This window comes from Nocardiopsis sp. iso_238, assembly GCF_056173325.1.
On the sequence record NZ_CM149668.1, the window covers coordinates 5,031,682 to 5,047,881 of the forward strand.

Genomic DNA, 16,200 nt, shown 5'->3' on the forward strand with positions numbered 1-16,200 from the left:
CACCGGGCCCGCCCCGCCGGATCAGCTGCAGCAGCAGCAGGGGCAGCAGCTACAGCAGCTGCAGCAGCCGCCGCCGCTGCCAGACGCGCCGATCTCCATCATGGCCAGCGTGGAGCCGAGCGACTCGATACCACCGGGCTGGTCCGAACCGAAGCCGAGAACACCCTCACTGCTGGTGCTGAATTCCTCGACCGGAAGGTCTCCGAGACCAGCGGAAATCTGGTCAGCCTTCATCGACATGGGAACCTCCTCCCTTTCTTAGTAGGAACGCCGTGGCGCTTCTGCCCCGGCGTCGCACCATCATCCCCGCTGTTGCTTACAGCGCACCTACAGCGGGTTTGCACCTGAATACATTCACGACCGTGGTCGCTCCGAGGAAAGGTGACCGGATCCGGGAGCGGTCGGCGGGCCGATCGCGAACCGTCGCCCGACCGACCCGCACGACCTCAGTCCCCAACGACATGACCGGCCGCCCGGCCAGTGGACCCGGCAGGACGACCGGCCAGGTCACCGACTCAGCTGCAGCAGCAGCACGGGCAGCAGCTGCAGCAGCTGCAGCACTCGCCGCCGCCGGAGGCGCCGATCTCCATCATCGCCAGCGTGGAACCGAGCGACTCGATACCACCGGGCTGGTTGGAGCCGAAGCCGACGACCCCCTCGCCACTCGAACTGAATTCCTCGACCGGAAGGTCCCCAAGGCTTGCCGAGAGGTGACCGGACTCGATAGACATACGATCTCACTCCTTTCTTCGTCCAAGTTTTGACAACGCGTCGAATAATCGACACCCACCACTGTGGCCAATCGCAGTTACATCTCGACTACATCGCGTTTTACCGCCTCTGTCGGGAGGCCGCACGGCCTCACGCGCGCATGACCGCGCGTGCGCTCCCGGCCACCACAGCGGACGCCTCCGAGGCCCCTGGCCTGTGAAGGACAGCGGGCCCTCGGCCCCGGGTACGCGCTGCGGAGGGTGGGGAACCCGCCCCGGAGACACCCCCGTGGGGTCGGCGGTCTCGGCGCACTCGCCCACTACCCGCGCGGGCGCGGGGGCGCTCCGGAAGCCGGGTGCCGGTCCGCACGGTGCCCACTACCCGCGCGGGCGCGACGGGCCCGCCGAGCGCGGTCTGGGTCGTCGGGGCCAGGGCAGGCGCCAGCCCGCCTCGCAGCGCTCCACCAGCCCAGCCGCCGCCAGCAGGCCCAGCGCCCGGATCGTCCGCTCCAGGTTCCCCGTGCTGTTCGTGGCCACCACGGCGGTGCCCACTCCACGGCGGGTGACCGCCGCGAGCACCCGTGCGGTCTCCCGGTCCAGCTCGGCCTCGGGCACCAGGGGGCCCGCCTGCTCAGGGACGGCCTCGCCCAACGGCACGACCAGCTCCACCACGTCGTCCGCGCGGGTCACGCAGCTCGCCCGGCCCTCGCGGAGCAGGCGGTGGCAGCCCACCGACATCGCGGAGGTCACCGGCCCCGGGACGGCCATGAGCACCCGGTGGAGATCGGTGGCGTGGGCGGCGGTGTTCAGGGCTCCGCTGCGGGCCCCCGCCTCCACGACCACCGTTCCGGGGGTGAGCGCGGCGATCAGCCGGTTGCGCACCAGGAAGTCCGGGGTGCGCGGGGTCCGACCCACCGGCCACTCGCTGACCAGCACCCCGGTGCGCGCCACGTCCGCGAACAGCCCCGCGTGACCGCGCGGGTAGTCCGTGTCCAGACCGCAGGCCAGGACCACCACCGTGCTCCCCGTGGTCAGGGCCGCCCGGTGCGCGGCGCCGTCCACCCCGTAGGCGCCCCCGGACACCACGGCGAAGGAGCGGTCGGCCAGCTCGTAGGAGAGCTCGGCGGCCACGTGCAGCCCGTAGGAGGTGGCGGAGCGCGCGCCCACCACCGACACCGACCGCAGGCACAGATTGCGCAGGTCGCCCATGCCGCGCACCCACAGCCCGTAGCAGACCGGCAGCTCGTCGAGGCGCCCCGGCCACTCCGGGTCGCCCGGGGCGACGAACCGGACCCCCGCCTCCGCCGAGGCGTCCAGCAACCGGTCCGGGTCCACCCTCCGGGCCCGCTCCGACCAGCCCCGCCAACTCCGGAGCGCCTGGGCCGAGGGCGGGCTCCCCGGGGGCGGCCGCCCCGACAGCAGGGCCGCCCAGACGGTCGCCGCCCCGCACTCGTTCACCAGCGGTCCCAGCCAGCGGTGGCTGGGCGGCGCCACCGCGGTCAGACCGACGCGCGCGCGTGCCTCGTCGTCCTCGCCCACCCTCACCACGCCCTTCCGGACCACAGGGCGAAGGCGTAGGAGGTCTCCTCCTCGGTGGGGCGGTCCCGGTCCGCGAGGTCGGCCAGCGTCCAGGCCACCCGCAGGGCGCGGTCCACCCCCCGGGCGCTGATCTGCCCGGCGTCCATCGCCCGCCCGAGGACCCGCAGGGCCGCCGGTTCCACCGGGAAGTCCCGGCGCAGGCGGGCACCGGGGATGACCGCGTTGGTGCTCCACGGGGTGTCCGCCAGCCGTTCCCTGGCCCGCTCCCGGGCCCGCGCCACCCGGGCGGCCACGGTCGCGGAGGACTCCGCGAAGGCCCGGTCGGCCAGGAGCTCGGCCCGTGCCACGGGCTGGAGCTCCACCTTGAGGTCGATCCGGTCCAGCAGCGGACCGGACAGCCGGGAGAGGTACCGCCGTCGCTCGCCGGACGGGCAGGTGCAGAGGCTGCCCGGCTTCGCGCAGGGGCACGGGTTGGCCGCCATCACCAGTTGGAAGCGCGCGGGAAAGGCCACCGTGGAGGTGGAGCGGGCGATCACCACCTCACCGCGTTCCAGGGGTTCGCGCAGGGAGTCCAGCACCCCGCGCCCGAACTGCGGGGCCTCGTCCACGAACAGGATCCCGTGGTGTGCCTTGGAGACCCAGCCCGGCTGCGGGTTGCCGTGGCCGCCCCCGATGATCGAGGCGCGACTGGAGGTGTGGTGCGGGGCGGCGAAGGGCGGCACGGTGACCAGCGGGGCGCCGGGCGGCAGCAGCCCCGCCACCGAGTGGATCGCGGTGGCCTCCAGGGCCTCGGTGGAGGAGAGCGTGGGCAGCACCGTGGGCAGGCGCTCCGCGAGCAGGCTCTTGCCCGTGCCCGGCGGGCCCAGCATCATCAGGTTGTGCCCACCGGCGGCGGCGATCTCCACCGCGCGGCGGGCCACCGGCTGGCCCAGGACGTCCGCGAGGTCGGGGCTCCCCTGGTCCGGGGCGACGGCCGACGCGGGTGGCTCGTCGGGCGGCTCGGGCTCCTCCTCACCGCGCAGCCAGCCGCACAGCTCCGCGAGGTCGGTCACGGCCGTGACCGCCACGTCGGGCACCAGCCGGGCCTCGGCCAGGTTGCCCGCCGCCACCACGAACCGGGTGAACCCCTGGTCCGCGGCGGAGACCATCGCGGGGAGCACCCCGCGCACCGGGCGGGCCCGGCCGTCGAGGCCGAGTTCCCCCAGGAGCACGGTCCCCGCCAGCCGGTCCGACGGCACCTCACCGGCGGCGGCCAGCACGGCGCCCGCGATCGCCAGGTCGAAGAGGCTGCCGGACTTGGGCAGGCTGGCCGGGGACAGGCTGATGGTGATCTGCCCGCTGGGCCAGGCCTCGGAGCTGTTGGCCACCGCCGCGCGGATCCGGTCCCGGGCCTCCCGCAGGGCGGCGTCCGGCAGCCCCACCAGGGTGACCCCGGGCTCCCCTCCGCCCAGGTGCACCTCCACCTCGACGATGTGTCCCTGCACGCCCAGCAGCGTGACGCAGTGGGTGAGGGCGAGCGACATCAGCCCATCCCCCGTTCGTGGGAGACGAACACGCGCCCGCCCGTGACCAGCAGGCAGAGCCCGTCGACCCGCAGCGGCCACGGCGGGCAGCCGTGCAGACGGGCCCAGGACCGGCCCAGTTCACGCAGCCTGCGCCGCTTCCCGGCGGTGATGGCCTCCACCGGGTGGCCGAACCGCAGCGAACCACGGGTCTTGACCTCCGCGACCACCAGGAAGGGCCCGTCCCGGGCCACGATGTCGATCTCCCCGGCACCGCGCGGGGCCCGCCAGTTACGGGCCACCACCCGCATCCCGGCGCGTTCGAGGTACGCCGCGGCGAGTTCCTCGCCGCGGCGTCCCAGCTTCCTTCGGTACTCGGCCCACCGATCCACCGGCGACCACCTCCCACAACCACGTTCGGTGATCGGGGCCGGGCGCGCCAGGGGTCAGTTTTCTCCTGTGGACAACCCTCTCCACGGAGGAGGGAGGGGACGCCGCGCGGGGGCTACTCTCCGGGTCCGCCGCCGTCCGCCGGGGGCAGTTCCAGGTCGGACTTGGTGATCTCCTCGACGTTCACGTCCTTGAACGTCACCACGCGCACGTTGCGCACGAACCGGGCCGGGCGGTACATGTCCCAGACCCAGGCGTCCTCCATCACGACCTCGAAGTACATCTCCCCGTTCTCCGTCGAGCGGGGCTGGAGGTCCACGTGGTTGGTGAGGTAGAAACGCCGCTCGGTCTCCACCACGTAGCCGAACAGGCCGACGACGTCGCGGTACTCGCGATAGAGCTGGAGCTCCATCTCGGCCTCGTACTTCTCCAGGTCCTCAGAACTCATGTGCGCGCTCGCTTTCGTCAGCACTCTCCGGTCATGATGTGCCGGTCCCCCTGACGCGGGCACCTCCGCCGTCCGGCGCGTTCCCGCCGGAGACGGCCCCCACGCGTTCGGGGAACGCCGATACGATCCGAGTTCCATCATGCGTCACGGAACGGGCTTTTGTGCCCCGTCGAGCGGAATTCCTTCGACGGATCGGTCACCCACTCCGGGGACACCACCGTGACCTGCGACGACACCCGGAACCCGATCGGCCCGGTTCGGTCACCGACTCAGCCGTCGGACCCGTTCAGCTCGTCGAACGTCGCCGGGACGCCCAGTCCCCCGGCCTGGCTGAACGGCCAGATGATGACGAAGGCCCGGCCCACGACGTGGTCGATCGGGACGGCGCCTCCCCCGGGGTTGTTCTGGTTCATGCGGGAGTCGTAGGAGATGGCCCGGTGGTCACCCATCAGCCACAGGTACCCCTCCGGCACCTCGATGGGGCCGAACTCGGTGTGGCTCTCCACGCTGCCCGGGTACAGGTAGGCGTCCTCCTCCAGGGGAACGCCGTTGACCAGGACCCGGTTCTGCTCGTCACAGCACTCCACGGTGTCACCGGGCAGGCCGATGACCCGCTTGATGTACTCCTTGCCCGTGGGCGCGGCGCCCAGCTGCTGCTGTACCCAGGTGAAACCGCGGCTGACCGGGTTGGTCGACTCCGGGGGCTGCACGACGGTCGGGTCGTCCCACGACCCGTCGCCGTTGAACACGATGACCTCTCCGCGCTCGATGTCGCGGATCTCGTACACCACCTTGTTCACCAGGACCCGGTCACCCACGAGGAGGGTGTTCTCCATCGACGACGAGGGGATGTAGAACGCCTGCATCACCCAGGTCCTGATCACGAACGCCAGCACGAGGGCGATCACGACCAGGATGGGGAGTTCCTTCCAGAACGACCCCTTCTTCGCACTGCTCTGGGACTGGCTCATGTCGGCGTCAGCTCTCTCCTCCGCTCCCTGGCCAGCGGCATCGGATACACCACTGGCTCCCAGGCGCTCATGCGTCTGGGAGCCAGTGGCGGAGCTGTGCTCCTCCGGGCCGGGCCGGGCGGAATCCTCGTCCGGGACCGCGTCCGAGCCGAGGTCCCTCTCGTCTTTGCTCATCGGCCGAAAGCCTATCCTGCCGCCCGGTGGGGCGGCGTGGTTCCGGCCGGATCAGCCCAGACCTACTTGTTGATGGGCTCGCGGCGCTCGCGGATGCGGGCGGCCTTGCCGCGCAGGTCGCGCAGGTAGTACAGCTTGGCGCGACGCACGCGACCGCGGGCGGCGACCTCGTACTTCTCGACGGCCGGGGTGTGGATCGGGAACGTACGCTCCACGCCCACGCCGTAGCTCACCTTGCGGATGGTGAAGGTCTCGCGGTTGCCCGAGCCCTGACGGCGGATGACGACGCCCTTGAAGACCTGGACACGGGTGCGGGTGCCCTCGGTCACGCGGACGTGGACGTTGAGGGTGTCGCCGGGGCGGAACTCCGGAACGTCGGTGCGAAGCTGAGCCTTCTCAAGCTCCTGAATGGCGGTGTGCATCTCGCGAATCCTCATCAATAGCGCGCCGCGTCCTGCCCCCCGGCTGTTCCGGGGAGGGGGTGCGCGGGCGAGGCCCTGTTGGGTCTGACCAGTCGAACCACCCGGTGACCGACACAGAGGCCGACGTCGTACCGCCGGCATGCGGATGCCTGGGGGTCACCAGGGGGGAACTCACCTAGTTTGCCACATGATCCCGGCCGTCCCGAACCGGCCGTTCACCACACTCGGCTCCGCCGGCGGGGTCGGCCGCCTCGGTCAGGACCTCGCGGTCCCGCTTGTCGAGGCTGTCGGCGGGGGTGGCCGCGACCAGGTCGGGCCGGTTGCGGGCGGTCTTGCGCAGCGCCTGGTCACGGCGCCAGCGGTCCACCGCCCCGTGGTTGCCGGAGAGCAGCACCGGGGGCACCTCCTGGCCGCGCCACGTGCCGGGCTTGGTGTACACCGGCCCCTCCACCAGGTGTTCCATCCCACCCGAGGCGAAGGAGTCCTGGACGTGCGACTCCCGGTTGCCGAGCACACCGGGCAGCAGCCGGGTGATGGCCTCCACCATCACCAGCGTGGCCGACTCGCCCCCGTTGAGGACGTAGTCACCGATGCTGATCTCCTCGACCGGCATCCGCAGGGCGGCGTCCACGGCCACCCGGGAGTCGATGCCCTCGTACCGCCCGCACCCGAACACCAGGTGCTCCTCACCCGCGAGCCGCTCGGCGTCGGCCTGGGTGAAGGGGCGTCCGCTCGGGGTCGGCAGGACCAGCCGCGCGGGCCGCTCCGCCACGACCGCGTCCAGGGCCTCGCCCCACGGCTCGGGCTTCATCACCATGCCGGGGCCGCCGCCGTAGGGGGTGTCGTCGACGGTGTTGTGCCGGTCGTGGGTCCAGTCGCGCAGGTCGTGGACGCGCACGTCGAGCAGGCCCGCCTCGCGCGCCTTACCGATCAGCGAGAGATCCAGCGGAGCGAAGTAGTCGGGGAAGATGCTGATGATGTCGATGCGCACTGCGTACTCGTTCAGTCGGTGTTCTGGAGGTCGAGCAGGCCGGGCGGCGGGTCGATCACGATCCGGCCGCCCGCGACGTCGACCTCGGGGACCAGGGCGGCGACGAACGGCACCAGGATCTCGTGTCCGCCGGTCTCGGCGGTGATGACCAGCACGTCCTGCGCGTGGTGGAGGACGTCCTCGACCTCGCCCACGGTCGCGCCCTCGGTGGTGACGGCGGTCAGGCCGATCAGTTCGTGGTCGTGGAACTCGTCGGGGTCGTCCAGGGGGGCGATGTCCTCGGAGTCCACCATGAGGAGGGTGCCGCGCAGCGTCTCGGCGGCGTCGCGGTCGGCCGTGCCCTCGAAGCGGACGAGCATCCGGCCGCTGTGGCGGCGCGTCGAGGCCACCTTCAGCGGGCCGGTCGCGGCCGGGTCGGTCTGGAGGACGGCGCCGACGGCGAACCGGGCGTCGGGGTCGTCGGTGCGCACGTCGACGGCGACGTCGCCGCGGATACCGTGCGCGCGGCCGATCCGGCCCACCACGAGTCGCATGAGCAGTGTTTCCTTCGGGTCGTTCTTCGGTTCCCGGACGTCACACGGGGTCTCCCGGCGTCCGGGGTCCCCTCGGTGTCCCCGAACCGGGAACGGCCCCGGGGAAAGCCGTGCCCGGGGCCGTTCACACGGTCCCCGGGCACGAGTGCGGGGCGCCGACCGTCAGCGGTCGGCGCCCCCAGAGGCGCTTCAGCGCACTTCGTTCAGGTCCAACAGGTCCACGCGGACGTACCGGCCGCCTGCGAGGGAGCCGACGACGGTCCGGAGCGCCTTGGCGGTCCGGCCGTTGCGGCCGATGACCTTGCCGAGGTCGTCCGGGTGGACCCGGACCTCCAGGACCTTGCCCTTGCGGAGCCGCTTGGCTCTCACCTGGACGTCGTCGGAGTTCGAGACGATCCCCTTCACGAGGTGCTCAAGCGCCTCTTCCAGCACGATTAGGCCTCGCCCTCGGACTTCTTCTCAGCCTCGGCGGTCTCGGCGGGCTTGTCGGCCGCCTTGTCCGTCTTCTTCTCGGCCTTCTTGGTCTTCTTCTCCTGGCCGGGAAGGACGAGCTCCTTCAGCGCGGCCTGGAAGGCGGCTTCCTTGGCCTCGGGGTCCTTGGCCTCAGCGACCTGGAGCGGCGCCGGGGCGGCAAGGCCCTTGAACTTCTGCCAGTCACCGGTCTTGCGCAGGAGGACCTTCACCGCGTCGGTCGGCTGGGCGCCGACGGACAGCCAGTACTGGGCCCGCTCGGAGTCGACCTCGATGAGGCTCGGGTGCTCCTTGGGGTGGTACTTGCCGATCTCCTCGATCGCCTTGCCGTCACGCTTGTTGCGGGCGTCGGCGACGATGACACGGTACTGGGGCGTACGGATCTTGCCCATACGCTTGAGCTTCAGTTTGACAGCCACTGGAGTGGTCTTCTCCCGTATAACGGTGTTAGCGCCTGATGGGCGACCCACGTGGGGTTGTGGAACCCGTCGAGGCAGGACGTGGGCGGCGGGTTAGTTAGAGGGCTGACCCGGCCACCGTTAGTCGACTACTCATTGTGCCAGACGCGGACGTGTTCCTTGGACAGGACACCACGGTGCGCGCGGCCCGGTTCGGGAACGACCGCGGCCCGCCGGGGAAGTCCCCGGGCGGGCCGTGGTGGGTGTCACTGTCGCGTGCCGTCGCGACTACTTCTTCGGCAGCTTGAAGTTGGACAGGTCCGGCATGTTCGGTCCGCCGAAACCGGGCGGGAGGGTGGGCTGGCCGCCGCCACCGCCGCCGAGGCCCGGGGGCAGCTGGGGCATCTCCTGGCCGCCCTCCTCCTGGCGCCGCTTGCGCTCGGCCTCACGCTCGGCCTCCTGCTGGCGGGCCTTCATCGGGTTGCCGCTGCGCTGCTTGCCCTTCTTCGCCTTCTTGGCCTGGGCCTTGGCCTTCTTCTTGTTGCCGCCCACGCCCGGCATCCCGGGCATCCCCGGCATACCGCCGCCGCTCTTCATCTTGCGCATCATCTTCTGCGCCTCGAAGAAGCGGGTGACCAGGCCGTTGACGTCACTGACCTGCGTACCGGAACCGTTGGCGATGCGCAGTCGGCGGGAGCCGTTGATCATCTTCGGGTTCGCGCGCTCACCGGGGGTCATCGACTGGATGATCGCCTGGATGCGGTCCAGGTCCTTGTCGTCGATGCCGTCGATCTGCTCGCGCATCTGCCCCATGCCGGGCATCATGCCGAGCAGGTTGCCGATCGGGCCGAGCTTGCGGACCATCGCCATCTGCTGGAGGAAGTCGTCCAGCGTGAAGTCGTCGTCCGAGGCCATGGTCGAGGCCATCTTCTCGACCTCGGCCTCGTCGAACGTGCGCTGGGCCTGTTCGATGAGGGTGAGGACGTCACCCATGTCCAGGATGCGCGAGGCCATCCGGTCCGGGTGGAAGAGGTCGAAGTCCTCGAGCTTCTCGCCGGTGGAGGCGAACATGATCGGGCGGCCGGTGATGTGCCGGATGGACAGGGCCGCACCGCCGCGGGCGTCACCGTCGAGCTTGGTGAGCGCGACCGCGTCGTAGCCGACGCCGTCCAGGAAGGCCTGGGCGGTGTTGACCGCGTCCTGACCGATCATGGCGTCGACGACGAAGAGGATCTCGTCGGGGTTGACCGCGTCGCGGATGTCCGCGGCCTGCCGCATCATCTCGGTGTCCACACCGAGGCGCCCGGCGGTGTCGATGATGACGACGTTGTGGTTGTTGCGCTTCGCGTGCTCGATGGAGTCGCGGGCCACGTCGACGGGGTCGCCCACGCCGTTGCCGGGTTCGGGAGCGAACACGGGGGTGCCCGCGCGCTCACCGACCACCTGGAGCTGGGTGACGGCGTTGGGGCGCTGGAGGTCGGCGGCGACCAGCAGCGGGGTGTTGCGGTCGGCGGCGAGCCACTTGGCGAGCTTGCCCGCGAGGGTGGTCTTACCGGCGCCCTGGAGACCCGCGAGCATGATCACGGTGGGCGGCGTCTTGCCGAAGCGGATCTGCCGGGTCTCGCCACCGAGGATCTCGACCAGTTCCTCGTTGACGATCTTGATGACCTGCTGGGCGGGGTTGAGGGCCTTGGAGACCTCCTCACCGCGGGCGCGCTCCTTGATCCGCGAGATGAACTCACGGACCACGGGCAGCGCCACGTCCGCCTCGAGCAGCGCGAGACGGATCTCGCGCGCGGTCGCGTTGATGTCCTCCTCGGACAGCCGCCCCTTGCCGCGCAGCGAGGAGAAGACCGATGTCAGCCGGTCGGAAAGCGTCTCGAACACGAGTTTGGCCAGTCCTTCGTCGTCGGGTTTGACTTCCTAGCCTACCGCCCCGCCGTCACCGGGCACGAAGCCCAGGTCCGGCCGGGGCCTCCCGGCACGGAAGGGGCGGGGGACGCGCCCCCGCCCGGTTCCCGTTCCTCGGGTACCCGAGCCCGCACACGGGTGCCGGTTCGGGTGTGCGGGGTCCGGGGCTACTCGCCCTCGGTCTCCTGCGCCTCGGCGCCGTCGCTCTCCTCGGCGCCCTCGGACTCCTCGGTGTCGCCCGCGAGGGTGGCCTCGCGCTGCTCGGCCAGGGCCGCGAGCATCTCCTCCTGCTGTTCACCGCTCAGGCCACGGGTGGACAGTCGGGCCTCGCCCTGGATGTCCTCGTAGGTCTTGGGCTCGGAGGTGACGATGTTGTAGTTGGCGTCACAGGACAGATCGAGCGAACCGCCCGCTTCCAGGGCACCGCTGTCGGTGCACTCCTCGTCACCGATCTGCTCCTGGCTGAAGGTGACGTCCATGCGGACCAGGACCGTGCCGCTGCCCGAGGCCCCGGAGTCGCGGACGGTGCCGGACCAGGTGCAGTGCGGGCCGTCGACGCACTCCATGGCGGGCTGCCCGTCCCAGCTCACCTCGATGCGGGCGTCGCGGGAGCCGTTCAGCTCCTCCTCGGTGACGGTCGTCAGGTTGTCGTACAGCTCCTCGGCGGCGGCCTGGTCGGCCTGGGCGATGTCCAGGCGCACCTGGGGGCCCTTCTCCCCGCCCTCGGGCACCAGTTCCTCGACCTCGACGCGCAGGATCTGGTTGGTCTCCGCGTCGATCCACAGCTGGTTGCGCTCGCCGTTGAGGTCGACCTTGTAGGCGCGGGTGTCGTCGAGGGTCTCCTCGACGGCCTCGTCGCCCTCCAGGCCGATCTCCTCCAGGATCGCCGCCAGCGCGGGCGGGGCCAGGGTGTTCTGCGGGTTGATGCCCGCCTGCGCGGTGGAGGAGCGCACCCAGGCGCCGTCGAACTGGTCGCTGTCGGGCCCGAAGACGTTCTTGTCGAGCCAGAACTCCTCACCGGCGCGCAGGAAGATCTTGTTGTCGGCGGCGATCATCTCCGCCTCGACCCCGTTGGCGCGGACGGTGCCGCTGGTCGCGCCGCCGTCGGCGACGGTCACGGTGGCCTCCTGGATGTCCCCGCCCACGCTGGGGGCGACCTGCCCGTTCGCCGTGAGCGCCGGGTAGTCGGCCAGGTCCGCCAGGGCGTTCTCCAGCAGGGGCGCCGCGTCGACCGGTTCGGCCGCGTCCTCGGTGGGGGCGGGCTCGTCGTCACCGCCGCCGAAGCCGCATCCGGCCAGTCCCAGTGCGGTGATCGTGCCCACCGCGGCGAGGGCGAACCGTCCGCGTCCGCGACCCCTGTTGTGAGTAACCGGCGCCATCTTGCCTCCTGACCCCGACCTGTGGGGTGCTGATTCGAATGCGCGTGAAGGAAGTCGTCGGGAGGTGTTTCCCGGGCGTCGTCACCGCCCCGCCTCGCCGCGACATGGGATGCGGGCGCGAACCTGCCGGTTGCGTCCGGTGGCCCCCCGTGGGTCGGCCCATCCGGCGCTCTTCGCCGTTCCCCCGGAACCGGGCTGGCCGCCGCACCGCCCAGAAAGGGTATCGAACACGAGCACGCACCACTGCCAACACCACTCCATGAACACGCACAAATCAGCGGAATCCGTGGGGCGCGGGCGGGGCGAACAGCCAGAACGCGAACGGGGCCGACGGGGAGAAATCCCCCGTCGGCCCCTGTGTCCGCCCCACCGTGTCGGTGGTTCGGGACCGGTCGCCTCGACGTTGAGTGCTAGGACCCGACCCGCGGTGGGGCGGCCTCCTCACCCGGAGGCGTCGGTGAGGAGGCCGTCGCTCCCTCCATTTCGTCGAGCTCGTCGAAGGCGTAGGCCGACTCCGCGTGGAGCTCGTGGTCCAGGCCGTTGGTCTCGACCTCCTCGGTGATGCGGAAACCGATGAGCAGGTCGATGACCTTGGCGATGACCCAGGTGACGATGAAGGTGTAGACCATGACGCCGATCACCGAGACGGCCTGCGCGGCGAGGAGGCCGAGGCCGCCGCCGAAGAGCAGACCCGCGTCGCCGCCGCCGGGCACGGCGGAGGAGGCGATGAACCCGAGGGCGAGGCAGCCGACGATGCCGCCGACCATGTGGATGCCCACGACGTCCAGGGCGTCGTCGTACTTGAAGCGGAACTTCCAGCTGATGGCGTAGGCGCAGACGGCACCGGACAGGGCGCCGACCACGATGGCGCCGACCGGGGTGACGTTGGCGGCCGAGGGGGTGATGGCGACCAGTCCGGCGATGGCACCGGAGGCGAAGCCCAGGGCGCTGACCTTCCCGTAGCGCAGGCGCTCGACCAGCATCCAGGCGGCGGTCGCGGCGGCGGTGGCGACCTGGGTGTTGACCAGGGCCAGGGCGGCCTGCTCGTTGGCCGCGTAGGCGGAGCCCCCGTTGAAGCCGAACCAGCCGAACCACAGCAGGGCGGCGCCCAGCAGGACGAACGGCAGGTTGTGCGGGCGCATCGACTCGGAGCCGAAGCCCTTGCGGCGGCCGAGGACGATGACCAGGGCCAGGGCGGCGGCGCCGGCGTTGATGTGGACGGCGGTGCCGCCCGCGAAGTCGATCACCTCGGGGAGGCCGGTGAACTCGTGCATGCGAGCGATCCAGCCGCCGCCCCACACCCAGTGGGCCACGGGGAAGTAGACCAGGAGCGCCCAGATCGGGGCGAACAGCAGCCAGGCGCCGAACTTGGCGCGGTCGGCGATGGCGCCGCTGATCAGGGCCACGGTGATGACCGCGAACATGAGCTGGAAGCCGGCGTCGACCAGCAGCGGGTAGCCGCCGTCGGTGCCGTCCACGGGTTCGACCTCGGTCATGATGCTGCTCAGGCCGACGTAGTCGAACCCTCCGATGAAGAGGTCCAGGACTCCGTGGCCGGGTGCGTAGGTCAGCGAGTGGCCTACCAGGACCCACAGGACGCTGATGATGGCGATGCTGCCGAAGCTCATCAGCATCATGTTGAGGACGCTCTTGGCCCGCGACATGCCTCCGTAGAAGAAGGCCAGGCCCGGGGTCATGAGCATCACCAGCGCGGCGCTCATCAGCAGCCACGCGGTGTTGCCGGTGTCGATCATGTCGTCGCCTCCGTTGCACGGACGGGGGATGGTCGTGAGATGCGGCGGTCAGCGAGCGCGTCTTCGGGCCCGATGCGCTGGCCACGGCGACCACTGTCCGACCCGGGTGTTTCCCGGTCGGACCCGACGTGTTGCGCGGGGGTAAAAGGGCGGCGCGCGGTGTTAAGCCGTCATGAACGAACCGTGCTCAAGGGGCGAACGACCAACGGCCGGACCCCGTGTCACGGGTGTCCGGCCGTCTGGTGGTCGTGGTGCTTCCGGGTGCTCGTGGTGCCCCCGGGTCAGCCGAGGATGGCGTCCACGAAGACCTCGGGGTCGAAGGGGGCGAGGTCGTCGGGGCCCTCACCGAGCCCGACGAGCTTGACGGGCACGCCCAGCTCACGCTGGACCTGGACGATGATGCCGCCCTTGGCGGTGCCGTCGAGCTTGGTCAGGGCGATGCCGGTGACGTTGACGACCTCCGCGAACACGCGCGCCTGGCGCAGTCCGTTCTGGCCGGTGGTGGCGTCCAGGACGAGCAGGACCTCGTCGACCTGGGACTTCTTCTCCACCACGCGCTTGACCTTGCCCAGCTCGTCCATCAGGCCGGTCTTGGTGTGCAGGCGCCCGGCGGTGTCGATGATCACGGTGTCCGCGCCGTCGTCGATGCCCCGGGCGACGGCGTCGAAGGCCACGCTGGCGGGGTCGGCGCCCTCCTCCTTGCGCACGACCGGCGCGCCGACCCGGCTGCCCCAGGTCTGGAGCTGTTCGGTGGCGGCGGCACGGAAGGTGTCGGCGGCGCCGAGCACGACGCTGCGGCCGTCACCGACCAGGACGCGGGCGAGCTTGCCGGTGGTGGTGGTCTTGCCGGTGCCGTTGACGCCCACGATCATGATGACCGCCGGGCGGTCACCGTGGGGTTCGGTGCGCACGGCGCGGTCGGCGTCGGTGTTGATCTGCTTGAGGAGTTCCTCGCGGAGCAGGGCGCGGACCTCGTCGGTCTCGCGGGTGCCGAGCACCTTGACGCGGGTGCGCAGGTTCTCCACGATCTGGGTGGCCGAGGCGACGCCGATGTCGGCGGTGATGAGGGTGTCCTCGATCTCCTCCCAGGTGTCCTCGTCCAGGTTCTTGGAGGAGAGCAGGCTGAGCAGCCCCTGGCCGAAGGAGCTCTGTGAGCGGGCCAGGCGGGCCCGCAGGCGGACCATGCGCCCGGCGGACGGGGGCGGGGTCTCGATCTCGGGTGCGGTGGGTTCGGCCGGGGCCGTGGCGGCGGCGTCCTCGGCCGGGGGCGCGTGGGCGGGGGGCGTCTGTGCGACTCCCCCGTCCTTCTCACGGTCCTCTTCGGGGGCGGTGGCCTCGGGCGCCCCGGTGACCTCGGGCTTGGTCTCCTCCTCACCCGGCTTGACCGAGCGTCCGGCCCTGACCAGGAAGAACCCGCCGATTACCAGGAGGGCGACGACGACGATGATGCTTACGAGCAAGGTGATGTCCATAGCGTTCACCAGTCTCCCAGAGTGTCCGACGCGTTCGCGTCACGCCCCGGTGGCGTGCCGGGAACGATGCCGGTGGTGGCCGCCGCGCTCTCAGGTGCCGCGGTGTCGCGTGGTGCGCAGGATGAGGACGAAGAAGGGTGCGCCCAGGAAGGCGGTGACCACCCCGATGGGGAGTTCCGCCGGGGCGACGATGGTGCGCGCGACGACGTCCACCAGGACGAGGAAGGCACCGCCCATGAGCACGGTGACGGGCAGGATCGCCCGGTAGTTGGAGCCCACGAGGCGGCGCACGATGTGCGGGACGACGATGCCGACGAACCCGATCAGCCCGCTCACGGAGACGGCGGCGGCGGTGGCCAGGGAGGCGGCGGCGATCACGACCATCCGCACGGCGGCGGGGTTGAGGCCGAGGCTGACCGCCTTGTCGTCACCCAGGGCGAGCATGTCCAGCAGGTAGCCGCAGAGCAGCAGGACGACGAGCGCGACGATCGCGTACGGGGCGATGAGGCGGACGTCGTCCCAGCCGCCCCGGCCGAGCCCGCCCAGCAGCCACGCGTAGATGCGTTGGAGCTGGTCCACGCCCATCTGCTGGACGAGGGTCTGGGCGGCGGACAGGAACGAGGAGACCGCCACCCCGGCCAGGACCAGCGCGGCGGTGCCCCCTCCCCCGGCGGTGGCGCCGAGGAGGTAGGCGGCGGCCACACCGGCCAGCGCTCCGACGAAGGCGGCCACCGGGACGAGGGCGCGCGGGTCGGCCAGTACCTCGTGGCCGAAGACCATGACCATGGTGGCGCCCAGTCCGGCCCCGGCCGCGGCGCCGAGCAGGAAGGGGTCGGCCAGCGGGTTGCGGAAGACGCCCTGGTAGGCGCCGCCCGCCGTGGCCAGCAGGGCGCCGACGACGGCGCCCATCACCACGCGCGGCAGGCGCAGTTCCATGAGGAGCGCCTCCTGCCGTTCGGTGAGCGGCGTCTCGACCGCCCCGAACGGCAGGAGGCTGAGCAGGTGGCGGAGGATGTCACCGGCGGAGATCGAGGCGGCGCCCGCCGCGACGCCGAAGACCCCGGCGGCGAACAGGGCGACCGCGCCGCCCAGCACCCAGCCCAGGGGAACCCCGAAGCCCTTCACGTCCAGCTCT

Annotated in this window: 17 protein-coding genes; all 17 read right to left on the reverse strand. The window is 71.2% G+C overall.

Annotation, left to right across the window (positions count from 1 at the left end):
- Positions 1 to 21: 21 nt before the first annotated feature.
- The 17 genes from AC0VYL_RS22720 to AC0VYL_RS22800 all read right to left on the reverse strand — a co-directional run bounded on the left by AC0VYL_RS22720 (position 22) and on the right by AC0VYL_RS22800 (position 16,190).
- Positions 22 to 240 carry a hypothetical protein gene (locus tag AC0VYL_RS22720; protein ID WP_017545978.1) on the reverse strand — a complete coding sequence of 73 codons (219 nt, stop codon included), beginning with the start codon at positions 238 to 240 and terminating at the stop codon, positions 22 to 24.
- A 275-nt stretch (positions 241 to 515) separates the two neighbouring features.
- Positions 516 to 731 carry a hypothetical protein gene (locus tag AC0VYL_RS22725; protein ID WP_017545977.1) on the reverse strand — a complete coding sequence of 72 codons (216 nt, stop codon included), beginning with the start codon at positions 729 to 731 and terminating at the stop codon, positions 516 to 518.
- Between the two features lie 357 nt (positions 732 to 1,088).
- Complete coding sequence (gene dprA, locus AC0VYL_RS22730) at positions 1,089 to 2,255, reverse strand: DNA-processing protein DprA (protein ID WP_475481444.1); 1,167 nt, start codon at positions 2,253 to 2,255, stop codon at positions 1,089 to 1,091.
- Positions 2,252 to 3,772 (reverse strand): YifB family Mg chelatase-like AAA ATPase, encoded by a 1,521-nt coding sequence (locus AC0VYL_RS22735; protein ID WP_475481445.1) that lies wholly within the window; start codon positions 3,770 to 3,772, stop codon positions 2,252 to 2,254. The genes dprA and AC0VYL_RS22735 overlap by 4 nt, the downstream gene beginning before the upstream one ends.
- Positions 3,772 to 4,143, reverse strand: coding sequence for a YraN family protein (locus AC0VYL_RS22740; protein WP_475455790.1), 372 nt, complete (start codon positions 4,141 to 4,143; stop codon positions 3,772 to 3,774). Before AC0VYL_RS22740 ends, AC0VYL_RS22735 begins: the two co-directional genes overlap by 1 nt.
- A 113-nt stretch (positions 4,144 to 4,256) precedes the next feature.
- A complete protein-coding gene (locus AC0VYL_RS22745; protein WP_475481446.1) occupies positions 4,257 to 4,589 on the reverse strand; it encodes a DUF2469 domain-containing protein in 333 nt (110 codons plus the stop codon).
- A 269-nt stretch (positions 4,590 to 4,858) separates the two neighbouring features.
- Positions 4,859 to 5,734, reverse strand: a complete 876-nt coding sequence (lepB, locus tag AC0VYL_RS22750; protein ID WP_475455794.1) for a signal peptidase I — start codon at positions 5,732 to 5,734, stop codon at positions 4,859 to 4,861.
- 62 nt (positions 5,735 to 5,796) lie between these two features.
- A complete protein-coding gene (gene rplS / locus AC0VYL_RS22755; RefSeq protein WP_475455796.1) occupies positions 5,797 to 6,156 on the reverse strand; it encodes a 50S ribosomal protein L19 in 360 nt (119 codons plus the stop codon).
- 175 nt (positions 6,157 to 6,331) lie between these two features.
- Positions 6,332 to 7,147 (reverse strand): tRNA (guanosine(37)-N1)-methyltransferase TrmD, encoded by an 816-nt coding sequence (trmD, locus tag AC0VYL_RS22760; protein ID WP_475481447.1) that lies wholly within the window; start codon positions 7,145 to 7,147, stop codon positions 6,332 to 6,334.
- A gap of 11 nt (positions 7,148 to 7,158) precedes the next feature.
- The gene (rimM, locus tag AC0VYL_RS22765) at positions 7,159 to 7,680 is read right to left on the reverse strand and encodes a ribosome maturation factor RimM (RefSeq protein ID WP_475455800.1); all 522 of its coding nucleotides are present in this window, start codon (positions 7,678 to 7,680) and stop codon (positions 7,159 to 7,161) included.
- Positions 7,681 to 7,869: 189 nt separating this feature from the next.
- Positions 7,870 to 8,112 (reverse strand): RNA-binding protein, encoded by a 243-nt coding sequence (locus tag AC0VYL_RS22770; protein WP_378740859.1) that lies wholly within the window; start codon positions 8,110 to 8,112, stop codon positions 7,870 to 7,872.
- Positions 8,113 to 8,114: 2 nt separating this feature from the next.
- Positions 8,115 to 8,570, reverse strand: coding sequence for a 30S ribosomal protein S16 (gene rpsP, locus AC0VYL_RS22775; RefSeq protein ID WP_357767332.1), 456 nt, complete (start codon positions 8,568 to 8,570; stop codon positions 8,115 to 8,117).
- A gap of 267 nt (positions 8,571 to 8,837) precedes the next feature.
- Complete coding sequence (ffh, locus tag AC0VYL_RS22780) at positions 8,838 to 10,436, reverse strand: signal recognition particle protein (RefSeq protein ID WP_475455802.1); 1,599 nt, start codon at positions 10,434 to 10,436, stop codon at positions 8,838 to 8,840.
- 191 nt (positions 10,437 to 10,627) lie between these two features.
- Positions 10,628 to 11,839, reverse strand: coding sequence for a hypothetical protein (locus tag AC0VYL_RS22785; RefSeq protein ID WP_475455804.1), 1,212 nt, complete (start codon positions 11,837 to 11,839; stop codon positions 10,628 to 10,630).
- Positions 11,840 to 12,249: 410 nt separating this feature from the next.
- On the reverse strand, positions 12,250 to 13,593 hold the full coding sequence (locus AC0VYL_RS22790; protein WP_475481448.1) for an ammonium transporter: 1,344 nt from the start codon (positions 13,591 to 13,593) through the stop codon (positions 12,250 to 12,252).
- A gap of 281 nt (positions 13,594 to 13,874) precedes the next feature.
- On the reverse strand, positions 13,875 to 15,065 hold the full coding sequence (gene ftsY / locus AC0VYL_RS22795; RefSeq protein ID WP_475481449.1) for a signal recognition particle-docking protein FtsY: 1,191 nt from the start codon (positions 15,063 to 15,065) through the stop codon (positions 13,875 to 13,877).
- 90 nt (positions 15,066 to 15,155) lie between these two features.
- Positions 15,156 to 16,190: a FecCD family ABC transporter permease gene (locus tag AC0VYL_RS22800; protein WP_475455810.1), complete on the reverse strand. Its 1,035-nt coding sequence runs from the start codon at positions 16,188 to 16,190 to the stop codon at positions 15,156 to 15,158.
- Between the last annotated feature and the right edge of the window lie 10 nt (positions 16,191 to 16,200).

What these genes read in the sequence shown, in the direction of transcription:
- rplS (WP_475455796.1), bottom strand. Translation starts at nt 6,156, where the DNA reads ATGCACACCGCCATTCAGGAGCTTGAGAAGGCTCAGCTTCGCACCGAC.
- AC0VYL_RS22745 (WP_475481446.1), bottom strand. Translation starts at nt 4,589, where the DNA reads ATGAGTTCTGAGGACCTGGAGAAGTACGAGGCCGAGATGGAGCTCCAG.
- AC0VYL_RS22725 (WP_017545977.1), bottom strand. Translation starts at nt 731, where the DNA reads ATGTCTATCGAGTCCGGTCACCTCTCGGCAAGCCTTGGGGACCTTCCG.
- AC0VYL_RS22720 (WP_017545978.1), bottom strand. Translation starts at nt 240, where the DNA reads ATGTCGATGAAGGCTGACCAGATTTCCGCTGGTCTCGGAGACCTTCCG.
- ftsY (WP_475481449.1), bottom strand. Translation starts at nt 15,065, where the DNA reads ATGGACATCACCTTGCTCGTAAGCATCATCGTCGTCGTCGCCCTCCTG.
- AC0VYL_RS22785 (WP_475455804.1), bottom strand. Translation starts at nt 11,839, where the DNA reads ATGGCGCCGGTTACTCACAACAGGGGTCGCGGACGCGGACGGTTCGCC.
- AC0VYL_RS22735 (WP_475481445.1), bottom strand. Translation starts at nt 3,772, where the DNA reads ATGTCGCTCGCCCTCACCCACTGCGTCACGCTGCTGGGCGTGCAGGGA.
- rimM (WP_475455800.1), bottom strand. Translation starts at nt 7,680, where the DNA reads ATGCGACTCGTGGTGGGCCGGATCGGCCGCGCGCACGGTATCCGCGGC.
- lepB (WP_475455794.1), bottom strand. Translation starts at nt 5,734, where the DNA reads ATGAGCAAAGACGAGAGGGACCTCGGCTCGGACGCGGTCCCGGACGAG.
- AC0VYL_RS22790 (WP_475481448.1), bottom strand. Translation starts at nt 13,593, where the DNA reads ATGATCGACACCGGCAACACCGCGTGGCTGCTGATGAGCGCCGCGCTG.